This window comes from Streptomyces sp. NPDC056061, from assembly GCF_042266885.1.
Classification (GTDB): domain Bacteria; phylum Actinomycetota; class Actinomycetes; order Streptomycetales; family Streptomycetaceae; genus Streptomyces.
In genome coordinates, this window is sequence record NZ_JBHJWQ010000001.1 from 386,807 (window position 1) to 399,782 (window position 12,976).

The 12,976-nt window shown below is 72.2% G+C and carries 13 protein-coding genes and 1 pseudogene; 8 read left to right on the forward strand and 6 right to left on the reverse strand.

Going from position 1 to position 12,976, the window contains the following annotated elements; all coding sequences use genetic code 11:
- Positions 1-24: 24 nt before the first annotated feature.
- Positions 25-897, reverse strand: a complete 873-nt coding sequence (folP, locus tag ACFC79_RS01735; protein WP_376233756.1) for a dihydropteroate synthase — start codon at positions 895-897, stop codon at positions 25-27.
- A gap of 144 nt (positions 898-1,041) precedes the next feature.
- On the opposite strand from folP, the pseudogene ACFC79_RS01740 reads away from it, so the two are divergent.
- Both ACFC79_RS01740 and ACFC79_RS01745 read left to right on the forward strand, forming a co-directional pair.
- Positions 1,042-1,419: pseudogene (locus ACFC79_RS01740) on the forward strand (hypothetical protein); the annotation flags it as partial.
- 182 nt (positions 1,420-1,601) lie between these two features.
- A complete protein-coding gene (locus ACFC79_RS01745) occupies positions 1,602-2,189 on the forward strand; it encodes a DNA-3-methyladenine glycosylase I (protein WP_376233759.1) in 588 nt (195 codons plus the stop codon).
- Between the two features lie 82 nt (positions 2,190-2,271).
- On the opposite strand, the gene ACFC79_RS01750 is transcribed toward ACFC79_RS01745, so the two are convergent.
- Positions 2,272-3,084, reverse strand: coding sequence for an enoyl-CoA hydratase/isomerase family protein (locus ACFC79_RS01750; RefSeq protein WP_376233762.1), 813 nt, complete (start codon positions 3,082-3,084; stop codon positions 2,272-2,274).
- Positions 3,085-3,409: 325 nt separating this feature from the next.
- Here ACFC79_RS01750 and ACFC79_RS01755 point away from each other — a divergent pair, with 325 nt between their 5' ends.
- The gene (locus ACFC79_RS01755; RefSeq protein ID WP_003966491.1) at positions 3,410-3,577 is read left to right on the forward strand and encodes a DUF3117 domain-containing protein; all 168 of its coding nucleotides are present in this window, start codon (positions 3,410-3,412) and stop codon (positions 3,575-3,577) included.
- A 260-nt stretch (positions 3,578-3,837) separates the two neighbouring features.
- Here the strand turns inward: ACFC79_RS01755 and ACFC79_RS01760 are convergent, their stop codons facing one another.
- Positions 3,838-4,503 carry an O-methyltransferase gene (locus ACFC79_RS01760; RefSeq protein WP_376233765.1) on the reverse strand — a complete coding sequence of 222 codons (666 nt, stop codon included), beginning with the start codon at positions 4,501-4,503 and terminating at the stop codon, positions 3,838-3,840.
- A 178-nt stretch (positions 4,504-4,681) separates the two neighbouring features.
- On the opposite strand from ACFC79_RS01760, the gene sigE reads away from it, so the two are divergent.
- The 5 genes from sigE (at position 4,682) to ACFC79_RS01785 (ending at position 9,782) form a co-directional block, all read left to right on the forward strand.
- Positions 4,682-5,446: an RNA polymerase sigma factor SigE gene (gene sigE, locus ACFC79_RS01765; protein WP_376233768.1), complete on the forward strand. Its 765-nt coding sequence runs from the start codon at positions 4,682-4,684 to the stop codon at positions 5,444-5,446.
- On the forward strand, positions 5,443-6,486 hold the full coding sequence (locus ACFC79_RS01770) for a zf-HC2 domain-containing protein (protein ID WP_376233771.1): 1,044 nt from the start codon (positions 5,443-5,445) through the stop codon (positions 6,484-6,486). Before sigE ends, ACFC79_RS01770 begins: the two co-directional genes overlap by 4 nt.
- Positions 6,487-6,596: 110 nt before the next feature.
- Complete coding sequence (locus tag ACFC79_RS01775) at positions 6,597-8,417, forward strand: trypsin-like peptidase domain-containing protein (protein WP_376233774.1); 1,821 nt, start codon at positions 6,597-6,599, stop codon at positions 8,415-8,417.
- A gap of 98 nt (positions 8,418-8,515) precedes the next feature.
- Positions 8,516-9,001 (forward strand): sec-independent translocase, encoded by a 486-nt coding sequence (locus ACFC79_RS01780; RefSeq protein ID WP_376233777.1) that lies wholly within the window; start codon positions 8,516-8,518, stop codon positions 8,999-9,001.
- A 118-nt stretch (positions 9,002-9,119) separates the two neighbouring features.
- Positions 9,120-9,782, forward strand: coding sequence for a hypothetical protein (locus tag ACFC79_RS01785; RefSeq protein ID WP_376233780.1), 663 nt, complete (start codon positions 9,120-9,122; stop codon positions 9,780-9,782).
- Between the two features lie 67 nt (positions 9,783-9,849).
- Here the strand turns inward: ACFC79_RS01785 and ACFC79_RS01790 are convergent, their stop codons facing one another.
- From ACFC79_RS01790 to ACFC79_RS01800, 3 genes are all read right to left on the reverse strand, one after another.
- Entirely contained in the window at positions 9,850-10,983 is a 1,134-nt protein-coding gene (locus tag ACFC79_RS01790) for an Mrp/NBP35 family ATP-binding protein (protein WP_376233783.1), read from the reverse strand.
- A 95-nt stretch (positions 10,984-11,078) separates the two neighbouring features.
- The gene (locus tag ACFC79_RS01795) at positions 11,079-11,636 is read right to left on the reverse strand and encodes a DUF1003 domain-containing protein (protein ID WP_376233786.1); all 558 of its coding nucleotides are present in this window, start codon (positions 11,634-11,636) and stop codon (positions 11,079-11,081) included.
- Positions 11,626-12,900, reverse strand: a complete 1,275-nt coding sequence (locus tag ACFC79_RS01800) for a magnesium transporter MgtE N-terminal domain-containing protein (protein ID WP_376233789.1) — start codon at positions 12,898-12,900, stop codon at positions 11,626-11,628. Before ACFC79_RS01800 ends, ACFC79_RS01795 begins: the two co-directional genes overlap by 11 nt.
- Positions 12,901-12,976: the final 76 nt, after the last annotated feature.

Sequence of the window (12,976 nt, forward strand, 5' to 3'; positions counted from 1 at the left end):
TGCCCGGCCCGGCCCGCCGGGCCGTCAGGCCAGTCCGCGCCTCGCCACCGCGGGTTCCCGGTGCCCCGCGATCGAGGCGACCATGTCCAGCACCTGACGGGTTTCCGCCACCTCGTGCACCCGGTACACGCGGGCGCCGAGCCACGCCGACACGGCAGTCGTCGCCAGCGTCCCGATCACGCGCTCCTTGACCGGGCGGTCCAGGGTCTCGCCCACGAAGTCCTTATTGGACAGCGACACCAGGACCGGCCAGCCGGTCTCCGTCATCTCGGTGAGCCTGCGCGTCGCCTCCAGCGAGTGCCGGGTGTTCTTCCCGAAGTCGTGACCGGGGTCGATCATGATCCCGTCCGGCCGCACCCCGAGCCCCGCGGCCCGCTCCGCCAGCCCCACCGTCACCCGCAGGATGTCGGCCATGACGTCGTCGTACGCCACCCGGTGCGGCCGGGTCCGGGGCTCGGCGCCGCCCGTGTGCGTGCACACCAGACCGGCGCCGTAGCGCGCGGCGACCTCGGCGAGCTTCGGGTCGACGCCGCCCCAGGCATCGTTCAGCACGTCGGCACCGGCCTCGCACACCGCCTCGCCGACGTCGTGGCGCCAGGTGTCGACGCTGATCACCACGTCCGGGTGACGGCGCCGCACCTCGGCGACGAACCCCACCGTGCGGCGGGCCTCCTCCTCGGCGGTCACCTCCGCACCGGGCCCGGCCTTCACCCCGCCGATGTCGATGATCGCCGCACCGTCCGCGATCGCCTGCTCGACCCGGGCGAGCGCGGGCTCGTCCCGGAACGTCGCGCCCTGGTCGTAGAAGGAGTCCGGGGTACGGTTCACGATCGCCATGATCACCGGCTCGTGCGTACCGAATTCACGCCGCCCCAGCCTGAGCGCACCGCTTCGCATCCCGCGTTTCTCCTCTGGTAGATCGCCCGTGGTCGCCTGCGACCCTACGGCCTGTCCGGCACCGGCCGCCGGGCGAGGCACCGGCTGTCGGTGCCGCGTGGCACGATCGGACACGGACAGGTTTCCGCACCCGGGGAGATGCGCGTGTTCTGGTTCTTGCTGCTGACGATGGTGGTCGTCGTGGCCGCGGTCACCCTGGCGGTGGTCGGCGGGGGACGGACCGCCGTCCTCCAGGACGTGGCGCCCGAGCAGCTGACGGACCCGCTGCCCGCCATACGCCCGGTCGGCCGGGCCGACGTCGAGGCGCTGCGGCTGCCGGTGGCCGTCCGCGGCTATCGCATGACGGACGTCGACGAGGCGCTCGGACGGCTCGGTGCCGAGCTCGCCGAGCGGGACGCGCGGATCGCGGAGCTGGAATCGGCCCTTGCCGGAGCCCAGGCGACCGCCGTCGGCGGCCCCGACCTCCTGGAGCCGCCGGAGGGGGATCCGCACCGGTCCCCGGAGCGCCCGGAGGAGCCGCCGCGGGAGCGCGAGCGGCCCGAGGAGCGCTCCCGGGCACCGTGGGACAAATCCTGGCGGGCCACCGGGAACGACGACGGCCCGCAGGACACCGGGCGCGAGCCCCGGCCGCACGACCCCCGGCAGCACGATCCCCAACAGCACGAGGACCGGCCGGAGGACCGACCGGGAGAGGAGTCCGGGCGATGAGCGACGGCGCGGAAGCAGCACCGGACGGCGGCCTGCGCTGCCCCTGGGGGCTCTCCACGGAGGACTACCTGACCTACCACGACACCGAATGGGGCCGCCCGGTCCACGGCGACGACGCCCTCTTCGAACGGCTCTGCCTGGAGGCGTTCCAGTCGGGCCTGTCCTGGCTGACGATCCTGCGCCGCCGGGAGGGCTTCCGCTCCGCCTTCGCGGGCTTCAAGATCCCGGCCGTTGCCGAGTTCACCGATGCCGACGAGGAACGTCTCCTCGCCGACACCGGCATCATCCGCAACCGGGCGAAGATCGAGGCGACCCTCGCCAACGCCAAGGTGCTGGCCGACTGGCGCGACGGCGAACTGGACGAACTCATCTGGTCCCACGCCCCCGACCCGGTCGGCCGTCCGGTGCCGCGCACCCTCGGGGACGTTCCCGCCGTCACCCCGGAGTCCACGGCCCTGGCCAAGGACCTCAAGAAGCGCGGCATCCGCTTCGTCGGCCCCACCACGGCCTACGCCCTGATGCAGGCGTGCGGCCTCGTCGACGACCACCTCGCCGACTGCGTGGCGCGCGGCACCGGGGCGTAGGCCGTGCCCGGGGCGGGTCCACCCGGGCCGGACCCGCCCGCCGAACGACCGCGACGGGGCGGGACCCGGACCCGCCCGCCGACTACCGGCCGAGGTACTTCGGCCTCTCCTTGTCCAGGAACGCCCGCACCGCGATCGCATGGTCCTCGGACACGCCCGCCTTCGTCTGGAGTTCGTCCTCCTTCTCCAGTGCCTCGTCCAGGCTGTGGGCGGCGCCGTACGCGAGGGACTCCTTGAGCGCGGCGTACGCCACGGTGGGGCCGTGGGCCAGGGTCCGGGCGACGGCGGCGGCCTCGGCGGCCAGTTCGTCGGCGGGCACCAGTTTGTTCGCGATGCCCAGCTCATGGGCCTCCCGCGCGGAGATCGAGCGCGGGAAGAGCAGCAGGTCGGCGGCGCGGCTCTGCCCGATCAGCCGGGGCAGCGTCCAGGAGACGCCCGAGTCGGCGGTGAGCGCGACCCCGGCGAACGAGGTGTTGAACGACGCGGTGTCGGCGACCACCCGGTAGTCGCAGGCGAGCGCGAATCCGAAACCCGCTCCGGCGGCGACGCCGTTCACGCCGGCGACGACCGGCTTGGGCATCTCCGTGATGGCCCGCACGATCGGGTTGTAGTGCTCGCGCACGGTGCTCAGCGCGTTGCCGCTGCCCGACGCACGGGCCTCTTCGAGCTTCCCGACGTGTTCCCTGAGGTCCTGGCCCACGCAGAAGGCGCGCCCCGTGGCGGTGAGCAGAACGGCCCGGACGGCGGGGTCGGCCGCTGCGGACCGCAGGGCCTCGCGCAGCGCCACCTTGGCCGCGGTGTCCATGGCGTTCATCGCGCCGGGGCGGTTGATCGTGATCGTTGCGAGCCCGTCGCTCACCTCGTGGAGCACGCTGTCCGCCGTCTCGTCGGCCATTTCGCTGTCCCCTCTGCGCCTCGGACGATGTGCCTGTCCAGGCAAGCATGTCCGACCCGGGCACGGACGAACATGTGACCTGCGTCTAACAATCGCGCTCGGATGCGCTCCGGTGAGGGGTCCCAGAGGGCGGAGTATCGCAGCCCGATCGCCGAATTGGGTGGTTTTGGGCGCGCGCGTTGCGCAAGCGATGCCGACCGATGTTGGTCATTGGGGTCTGTGATGCGGGATAATGGCCTGGAAGCAATGTGTTCGATGCCGGTGACACAGCGCCTGTCATGGGGCCGCCGGTTGCGAAGAGCTGGTTTCAGGAAGGGGAACGAGCATGGCGGCCATGAAGCCGCGGACGGGCGACGGCCCGCTCGAGGTGACCAAGGAGGGGCGGGGCATCGTCATGCGCGTTCCGCTCGAAGGCGGCGGTCGGCTCGTCGTGGAGCTGACGCCGGACGAGGCCGACGCACTCGGCGATGCCCTCAAGAAGGTCGTCGGCTGAGCAGACGCGCTCCCATCTTCTCGCTGCCCCGGCACGGACACCGTGCCGGGGCAGCGATGCGTTCGGTGAAGGGGTGCGCGGGCGATCCCCCGGGGCCGTCCGGCCCGGCCGGGGCCCCGGTACCGCAGGTCGCTCCGGTCGCGTCGCCCCGGACCGCTTCCCGGCCGTCCCGTTCCCCGCACCGGCCCGATCCCCTGCCGTCCCGTTTCACCGGGCCGCTTCCGGCCGTTCCGTTTTCCCGGCCGGGCCGCCGTCGTGGGTCAGCCCCGTCGGACCGCGCACAGCAGCCCGTCACCCACCGGCACCAGCGTCTCCAGCAGTTCCGTGCTCTCGCGCACCGTCCGCAACAGCTCCCGCAACCGCAGCACCTCCGCCGGCTGCGCCGCGGAGTCGACCGTGCGGCCGTCCGCGAAGACGCCCTCGAAACACACCAGGCCACCGGGGCGCAGCAGACGCAACGATTCGGCGAGACAGTCGAGGCTCTCCAGCCGGTCGCCGTCGCAGAACACCAGGTCGTAACCACCGTCCGCGAGGCGCGGCAGCACGTCCAGGGCGCGTCCCGGAATGAAACGGGCACGGTTGGCGGCGAAGCCCGCGGCCCGGAACGCCTCACGGGCGAACTGCTGGCGGTCGGGTTCCGGATCGACCGTGGTGAGCACCCCGTCGGGCCGCATTCCGTACAGCAGATAGAGTCCGGACACGCCCGTCCCGGTGCCGATCTCGGCCACGGCCTTGGCGTCCGTCGTGGCAGCGAGCAGGCGCAGCACGGCGCCCGTGCCGGGGGACACCGGGCGGAGCCCTGCGTCCCGGGCCCGGTCCCGGGCCCAGCGCAACGCTTCGTCCTCGGCGACAAAGGCGTCGGCGAACGCCCAGCTCGTCTGCCGGTTGGCGGTAATGACCCTCTCCTGTCCCCGTAGTTGGCGCAACGGTGACTGTATCCGCTGTGCCCGGGAACCCGCAGATGGGACCGGACGTTGTGCAGGAGCGGGGAGAGCCCCCGGAAATCGGCCCGCGGGACGGGCCGGGTCCGTGGGGCCAGGTCTTCGGGGCATTCCCGGCCCCAGCAGGAAAAAGGCTTATCCGGAGCTAACGGGCGAGGTGGCTATGGTAGGGACTCCGCTGGACACCACCAGAGCCGATAGGGGAGGTGCGGCTGCGCCTGCGGATCGGAGAGGAGCGCTGCGGCGCTTGCTCAGGTCGGCGGGTGAGCCGAAATCCGTGACCAACATTGCTGACCGTTCTTCCGCCGAATCCGCGACGACCGCGACCTTCGCCTCAGATGCGGATTGCCAGGCGTGGACACCGCCCTCCTGGGAAGAGATCGTCAGCACGCACAGCGGTCGGGTCTACCGCCTCGCCTACCGTCTGACCGGCAACCAGCACGACGCGGAGGATCTCACCCAGGAGGTCTTCGTCCGCGTGTTCCGGTCGCTGTCGACCTACACACCCGGCACCTTCGAGGGCTGGCTGCACCGCATCACCACCAATCTGTTCCTGGACATGGTCCGCCGCAAGCAGCGGATCCGTTTCGATTCGCTGGGCGACGACGCCGCCGAGCGGCTGCCGAGCCGTGAGCCGTCCCCGCAGCAGGTCTTCAACGACGCCCATTTCGACGCGGACGTGCAGCAGGCGCTGGACACCCTCGCGCCCGAGTTCCGTGCCGCCGTCGTGCTCTGCGACATCGAGGGCCTCTCGTACGAGGAGATCGCCGCGACGCTGGGCGTGAAGCTCGGTACCGTGCGCAGCCGCATCCACCGCGGCCGTTCGCACCTGCGCAAGGCGTTGCAGCACCGCTCGCCCGGGGCGCGGCGGGTGGAGCAGCCCTCGCTGGCGGGGGCGGTACTGGCGGGGGAGGGCGGAACGGCGTGAGTGGCACAGGTCCGACCCCCGCGGAACAGCACCTGGGGGACCGGCTCGCCGCACTTGTCGACGGCGAGCTGAAACACGATGCCCGCGAGCGCGTGCTCGCCCACCTTGCGACCTGCGCCAAGTGCAAGGCCGAGGCGGCCGCCCAACGCCGCCTGAAGAGTGTTTTCGCGCAGTCCGCCCCGCCGTCGCCGTCCGAGGGCTTCCTCGCCCGGCTGCAGGGCCTGCCCGGGGGGCCGGGAGACGGTGACGACAGTCGCGGGGGACCATTCGGCGGCTCCGGGCGATTCGCCGACGGATTCTTCCCCGTGATCCAGCCGCCCGGCAGCCGCACGGACGGCCGGGGCGGCTCGGGCCTCGGCGATCCCGGCCTCGGCGATTTCGGTTACCTTCCGGCCCCGCACGGTTCCGCCGTCCTCCCCGGCGGATCCACCCGTCCGGGTTTCCGGATCCACGAGGTGGGCCGCGAGCAGGACCGGTCGGCCTGGCGCGGCCGGAGATTCGCCTTCGCCGCCGCCGGCGCGGTGTCGCTGGCGGCCATCGCCCTGGGCGGTGCGCTGCAGACGGCGGCCGGTCCTCAGGTCTCGGCACGGGCCGCGGGCACCGGGAACACCGTGACCCCGCTCGACGAGGGCCGCGGCGAGAGCCCCGGTTCGGTCGGCCGCCGCAACGGAGGCGGCCGGAACACACCCGCTGCGGCGGAGACGCACGAGAGCTCGGGCGCCGCCACCACCCCGCCGTCCGTGACGGACACCACCCCGGTGGTGTCCTACACGGCTCCCGCGGTCGCCACCGGAAGCCTGTCGGGACTCTCGGGTCTCTCGGACCTCTCGGGAAACACTCTCGACGTCCGGCTTCTCACCGACGCGTCCGAGGCACCGCTGATACGTCCCACCGGCACCACTCCTCTCCTCGCCCAGGTGCTCGGGCGACTCACCCCGTCGCCCGCGGCACCCTCCGTACCGTCCTCCTGGACGTCCCCGCCGCCCTCGGCGCTGCCGACCCCGGCCGACGACCGCCTGCCGGTACCCTCCCGGCGCTGAACGAGGTCTGCGCGGACATTCGCAAACCTGGTTGAATTCCGGGAGCAGTTCCGGGAGGGGCGCCCCGGCCGGGGCGCGCACGGGCCAGTTGCGGCAGTTGCGGGGAGAGCATGGAAGACGGGATGTCCACCGGGCCGAAGGCGAAGTGGTGGAGTCGGCCCACGCCGGGACGTACCGCCCGCACGACGCCGGACGGGCCGGTTCACGCGGCGGACCCGGCGGACACGCCCCCCGCGCCCGAGGTGCGGGGCGTGCCGGACGAGGCGCGCACGGCAGACGCGGCGAGCGCGGCGGGCGACGGGACGGGCGTGGCGGGAGGGACCGGCGAGGCGGGCCCGCAGCTCCGGTCGGCGACACCCGAGCCGGTTGCCCTCCCGCCCACGTCCGTGCCCGCCGAGCCGGCCCCGTCCACGCCGTCGTCACCGCAGGCCGAGCCGGTCCCGTCGCCCGCCGCGGCAACGAGGCCCATGACGCCGCTGCACGAGCCCGACCCGTACAGCACCCCGCCGTACGGCGAACCCGGTCCCTGGGCACCCGCACCCCCCGTGCAGCGACCGGTCCCGACCCCGGCACACGGCACCGTCGTACCGCCGCAGTACGCGGGGACGGACGGTGCGGGCATCCACGCCGCACCAGGGGGCCGCTTCACGCCCCCGGGCGGGCCCGCGCTCCCGCCGCAGCCCCCGCTCGACGCCCGGCCCGTCCCCGGGCCGATCGAGCCGGCCCCGCCCGCCCAGTGGGTCCAGTACGACCCCTGGGGCGCCCCCCACCGGCCGCTGACCCACCCGGGCCCACCGCTCGGTGCCGAGACCGGCCGAAGGAAGAACCGGCGCGGCTCCCTCCTCGTCGGCGCGGTGCTCCTCGCCCTGGTGGCGGGCGGTATCGGTGGCGGGATCGGCTCGTACATCGAGCGCAACGGCGGTCTCACCCGGGTCGAGCTCCCGCAGGCCGGGCGCAGCGGCGGCGGCCGTGCCCCCGACAGCGTCGCGGGAATCGCCGCCAGCGCCCTGCCCAGCGTGGTCACGCTCCACGTCAGCGGTGCCACCGAGGGCGGCACCGGCACCGGCTTCGTGCTCGACCGGGCCGGCCACATCCTCACCAACAACCACGTGGTGGCGCCGGCCGGGCCCTCCGGCCGGATCACCGTGACGTTCAGCGGCGGCGAGACCGCGAGCGGCGAGATCGTCGGCAAGGACAGCGGCTACGACCTTGCCGTGGTCAAGGTCACCGGGGTGTCGGGCCTCAAGCCGCTGCCGCTGGGCAACTCCGACAACGTGCAGGTCGGCGACCCGGTGGTGGCCATCGGTGCTCCCTTCGACCTTTCCAACACCGTGACCTCGGGCATCATCAGTGCCAAGGACCGGCCGATCACCGCGGGCGGCGAGAAGGGCGACGGCAGCGACATCAGTTACGTCGACGCGCTGCAGACCGATGCCCCGATCAACCCCGGGAACTCCGGCGGTCCGCTCGTCGACACCGACGCCCACGTCATAGGCATCAACAGCGCCATCCGCGCCGCCGACAGCGGTTCGAGCAGCGAGGGCGGGCAGTCGGGGTCCATCGGCCTCGGCTTCGCCATCCCGATCAACCAGGGCAAGCGCGTCGCCGAGGAATTGATCAACACCGGGAAGGCCACCCATCCGGTGATCGGCGTCACCCTGGACATGAAGTACACGGGCGACGGCGCCAAGGTCGGGGCCAAGGGCGCGGACGGAAAGCCTGCGGTGACGCCCGGCGGGCCCGGGGCCGAGGCCGGGATCAGGCCGGGGGACGTCATCACCGAGGTCGACGGCCGACGGGTGCACAGTGGTGAGGAACTCATCGTGAAGATCCGGGCGCACCGGCCCGGCGACCGGCTGGACCTCGGCCTGACCCGTGGTGGTAAAGACCTGTCCATCTCTTTGACGCTCGGGTCCGCGACGGGCGGCTGACGGCCGCGGGCCGCTACCGCGCGGGCAGTTTCGGCGGGTACCGTGGGCGGGTCCGGACCGCAACCGACCTGGTCTCGGAGAACACGAGGAGCAACTAGGTGTTCAATGACATAGGCGCACTGGAGCTGCTGACGCTCGCGATCCTGGGCATGCTGATCTTCGGCCCGGACAAGCTGCCCAAGGTCATCCAGGATGCTTCGCGTTTCATCCGCAAGGTCCGTGAGTTCTCGGAGAACGCCAAGCAGGACATCCGTACAGAGCTGGGCCCGGAGTTCAAGGACTTCGAGTTCGAGGACCTCAACCCCAAGACGTTCGTCCGCAAGCAGCTCATGGAGGGCAGCGACGACCTGGGGCTGAAGGAGATCCGCGAGAGCTTCGACCTGCGCAAGGACCTGTCCGAGGTCACCGACGCGGTGAACGGGCGGGAGAGCGCGGCCCTGGAGTCGGCGGATTCCCCGAGCGCCGCGTCGAACGGTTCGGCGGTCCCCGTCGCCAACGGCTCCGCCGGTACGCCGGACCTGCTCAAGAAGCGGGACCGGCCCGCGAAGCAGGACCACCCGCCGTTCGACGCCGACGCCACCTGACGGCAGTCAATCCCGAGTCGTCCGGACGGTATGGCTATTCTCCATCTGTCCGGTTGTGAGGACGCCCGTCGGGGGGCGGGCCGCTCCGGACCCGAGGATCGAGGAGGCGGCCGGGCAGATGGAGACGACCAGTCGGGTGGACGCGGAGGACGCGCCGGACACTGTCACCGCAGAGGGAACGTCGGCGGCCCGGCGCCTGGTCGACGGCTTTCTGGCCGCCCCGTTTCCCTGGTACGGGCTGGACGAGGCGTTCACCGGGCCGCGTCGGCTGCTGCACCTGGGAACCGCCGCGGACGGTCTGGTGCAGCACGGTTCCATCGGCCACGGCGACGAGCCGTCGGTCAAGGTCGACGCGGGCGATGCGGAGAAGCTGCGGTTCGCCGTCGTCGTGACGGTGGCCAGCAGCCCGGTGCGGCACAGCGGTGACGGCACCGGGGTGCTGGACGCGACCACGGTCTCCTCGGCGGCCTGGCTTGCCGGTTCGGGGCTGCTCGCCTGCACCTGGCCCGCCCAGCTGGACCACGCACTGCGTGACGACTGGCTGAACCAGCAGACGGAGACGGCGTTCGAACTCGCCGACGATCTGGACGGCTCGGCGTGGTCGGAGCTGTCCCTGCCGGTGGACGGTGTCCCGGTGCCCTTCCACTACCGCGAGTCCGAGTACGGCTGGGTGCTGGCGGGGTCCGCGCCGGGCGGGGTCCACATCGGCGCCTACGGGCGGGGCATGAGCGCGTACGGACTGGGCTTCTCGGAGGCCGGCGACATCACGGCGTACGGGTAGCCCTCCAGGACGCCGGACGTGGTCGTTCGTCGAGCACGTCCGGCGGTCCGGGAAACGGCCCGCGCCGTCAGAACTTGTTGCGCGGGGTGATGCCCAGCGACATGCCGGACAGACCGCGTCGGCGGTTGCCCAGCTTGTCCGCGATGGTGCGCAGCGCCTTGCCGGCCGGGGAGTCGGGGTCGGACAGGACGACGGGCTTGCCCTCGTCGCCGCCCTCGCGCAGCCGCACGTCGATCGGGATGGAGCCGAGCACCGGCACCTCCGCGCCGACCGTCCGGGTCAGGCCCTCGGCGACCTTCCGGCCGCCGCCGGTGCCGAAGACGTCGACCATCTCGTCGCAGTGCGGGCACGGCAGTCCGGACATGTTCTCCACGACGCCGACGATCTTCTGGTGCGTCTGCACGGCGATCGACCCGGCCCGCTCGGCCACCTCGGCCGCCGCCTGCTGCGGTGTCGTCACGACCAGGATCTCGGCGTTCGGCACGAGCTGGGCCACCGAGATCGCGATGTCACCGGTCCCCGGCGGCAGGTCGAGCAGGAGGACGTCCAGGTCGCCCCAGTACACGTCGGCGAGGAACTGCTGGAGCGCGCGGTGCAGCATCGGCCCCCGCCACACCACCGGCGCGTTGCCCGGGGTGAACATGCCGATGGAGATGACCTTCACGCCGTGCGACGACGGCGGCATGATCATGTTCTCGACCTGGGTCGGCTTTCCGTCCGCACCGAGCATCCGGGGCACGCTGTGCCCGTAGATGTCCGCGTCCACCACGCCGACCTTGAGGCCGTCGGCCGCCATCGCGGCGGCCAGGTTCACCGTGACCGACGACTTGCCGACGCCGCCCTTGCCGGAGGCGACCGCGTAGACCCGGGTCAGCGAGCCCGGCCTGGCGAACGGCACCTCGCGCTCCGCCGTGCCGCCGCGCAGCGAGGCCGTGAGTTCCTTGCGCTGCTCGTCGCTCATCACGTCGAGCGTGACGTCGACCCGCGAGACGCCCTCGACGCGGGAGACCGCCTCGGTCACGCTCCTGGTGATCGTCTCGCGCATCGGGCATCCCGAGACCGTGAGATACACCGTGACAGCGACCGCACCGTCAGCGTCGATCTCGACCGACTTCACCATGCCGAGTTCGGTGATCGGACGGTGGATCTCCGGGTCGTTCACTGTCGCCAGTGCCTCGCGCACCGCGTCTTCCGTAGCCATACATCGATAGTACGGGTGCGCGCAGCGCTCCTTCGGGGTGGTGGTGGGCGACGGGAGGGTGTACGGCGCCCGGTGCTACGCGCGAGTAGCCTCCGTCAGCGGTCTTCTTCGCTCTCGGCCGGGAGGAGCGTGCGGCGGTCGTCCAGGTCCCGGACGAGGTCCTCCAGTTCGGAGCGGATCCAGTCGCGGGTGGCGACCTCGCCGAGGCCCATCCGCAGGGCCGCGATCTCCCGGGTGAGGAACTCGGTGTCCGCGATGGACCGCTCGTTCTGCTTGCGGTCCTGCTCGTGGGTGACGCGGTCGCGGTCGTCCTGGCGGTTCTGCGCGAGCAGGATCAGCGGGGCCGCGTACGAGGCCTGGAGGGAGAGCATCAGGGTCAGGAAGATGAACGGGTACGGGTCGAACCGCCAGGCCGCGGGCGCGAAGACGTTCCACACCAGCCAGACGATGATGACCAGCGTCATCCAGACGATGAACCGTCCGGTGCCCAGGAAGCGGGCGATCCGCTCGGACAGTCGGCCGAACGCCTCGGGATCGTAGTCCGGAACCAGCCGCCGTCTGGGGGGCTTCGGCTGGTCCAGTCGGAAGCGGGGCGGGCGCACGATGCCCGAGGCGCCCGTCGACGCCGCCCTCGCCCGATCCTCATTGGCCATGGGCGGCCTCCTCCTCGCCGCGGAAGTCGGTCTCCCGCCAGTCCTCTGGCAGCAGGTGGTCGAGCACGTCGTCGACGGTCACCGCGCCGAGCAGCGATCCGCTCTCGTCCACGACCGGCGCCGAGACCAGGTTGTACGCGGCCAGATAGCTCGTCACGGCCGGCAGCGGGGTGTTCGGCGTCAGCGGGACGAGGTCGCTGTCGACGATCGAACTGACCAGCGCGTACGGCGGGTCCCGCAACAGCCGCTGGAAGTGGACGGTGCCGAGGTACTTGCCGGTGGGGGTCTCGTCCGGCGAGCGGCACACGTACACCTGGGCCGCGAGCGCCGGCGACAGATCGGCCTGCCGGACCCGCGCGAGCGCGTCGGCTACCGTCGCGTCCGGCCGCAGGATGATCGGCTCGGTGGTCATCAGACCGCCCGCGGTCCGTTCCTCGTACGACATCAGCCGCCGCATGTCGGCGGCGTCGCCCGGACGCATCAGGGTCAGCAGCCGTTCCTTGTCCTCCTCGGGCAGTTCGGACAGCAGGTCGGCGGCGTCGTCCGGGTCCATGGCCTCCAGGACGTCGGCGGCGCGTTCCTCCGCCAGCTTGCCGATGATCTCCACCTGGTCGTCCCCGGGCAGTTCCTCCAGGACGTCGGCGAGCCGGTCGTCGTCGAGCGCGGCGGCCACCTCGGCCCGCCGTTTCGGCGACAGGTGGTGCAGGGCGTTGGCCACGTCGGTGGGGCGCAGCCGCTCGAACGTGGCGACCAGGGACTCGGCGCCCTGGTCGTCCTCCTCCAGCGAGAACCCGCTGACGGCCGACCACTCCACTGTCAGCGTCTCGCCCTTGCGACGCAGCGCCCCGCCCTTTCCCTTGCGTACGAAGTACTTGTCGATCTCCCAGTCGCGACGGGCCGGCAGCTGCTGGATGGCGACGTCCAGGACGGTGACCTCCTCGCCGGTCTCCACGAGCCGGACGCGCCGGTCCAGGAACTCGCCGAGCACCAGGCGTTCGGTCGGACGGCGTTCGAAGCGCCGCATGTTGACCACGCCGGTGGTGATGACCTGGCCCGACTCGATGCCGGTGACCCGGGTCATCGGAAGGAAGATCCGGCGGCGGGTGAGCACTTCGACGACGAGACCGAGCAGCCGGGGTGGGCGACCGCCGAGCCGAAGCATCGCGACGAGGTCGCGGACCCGGCCCACCTGGTCGCCGTTCGGGTCGAAGACCGGCACGCCCGCGAGGTGCGAGACGAAGACCCGGGGAGCGCCTGCCGCCATGGGTGCACCTCCTCCTCCGCGCGGATGCCGCCAAGCGCGGACCGCCCCGCACACGGACCGCCCCGCGCATCTCCTG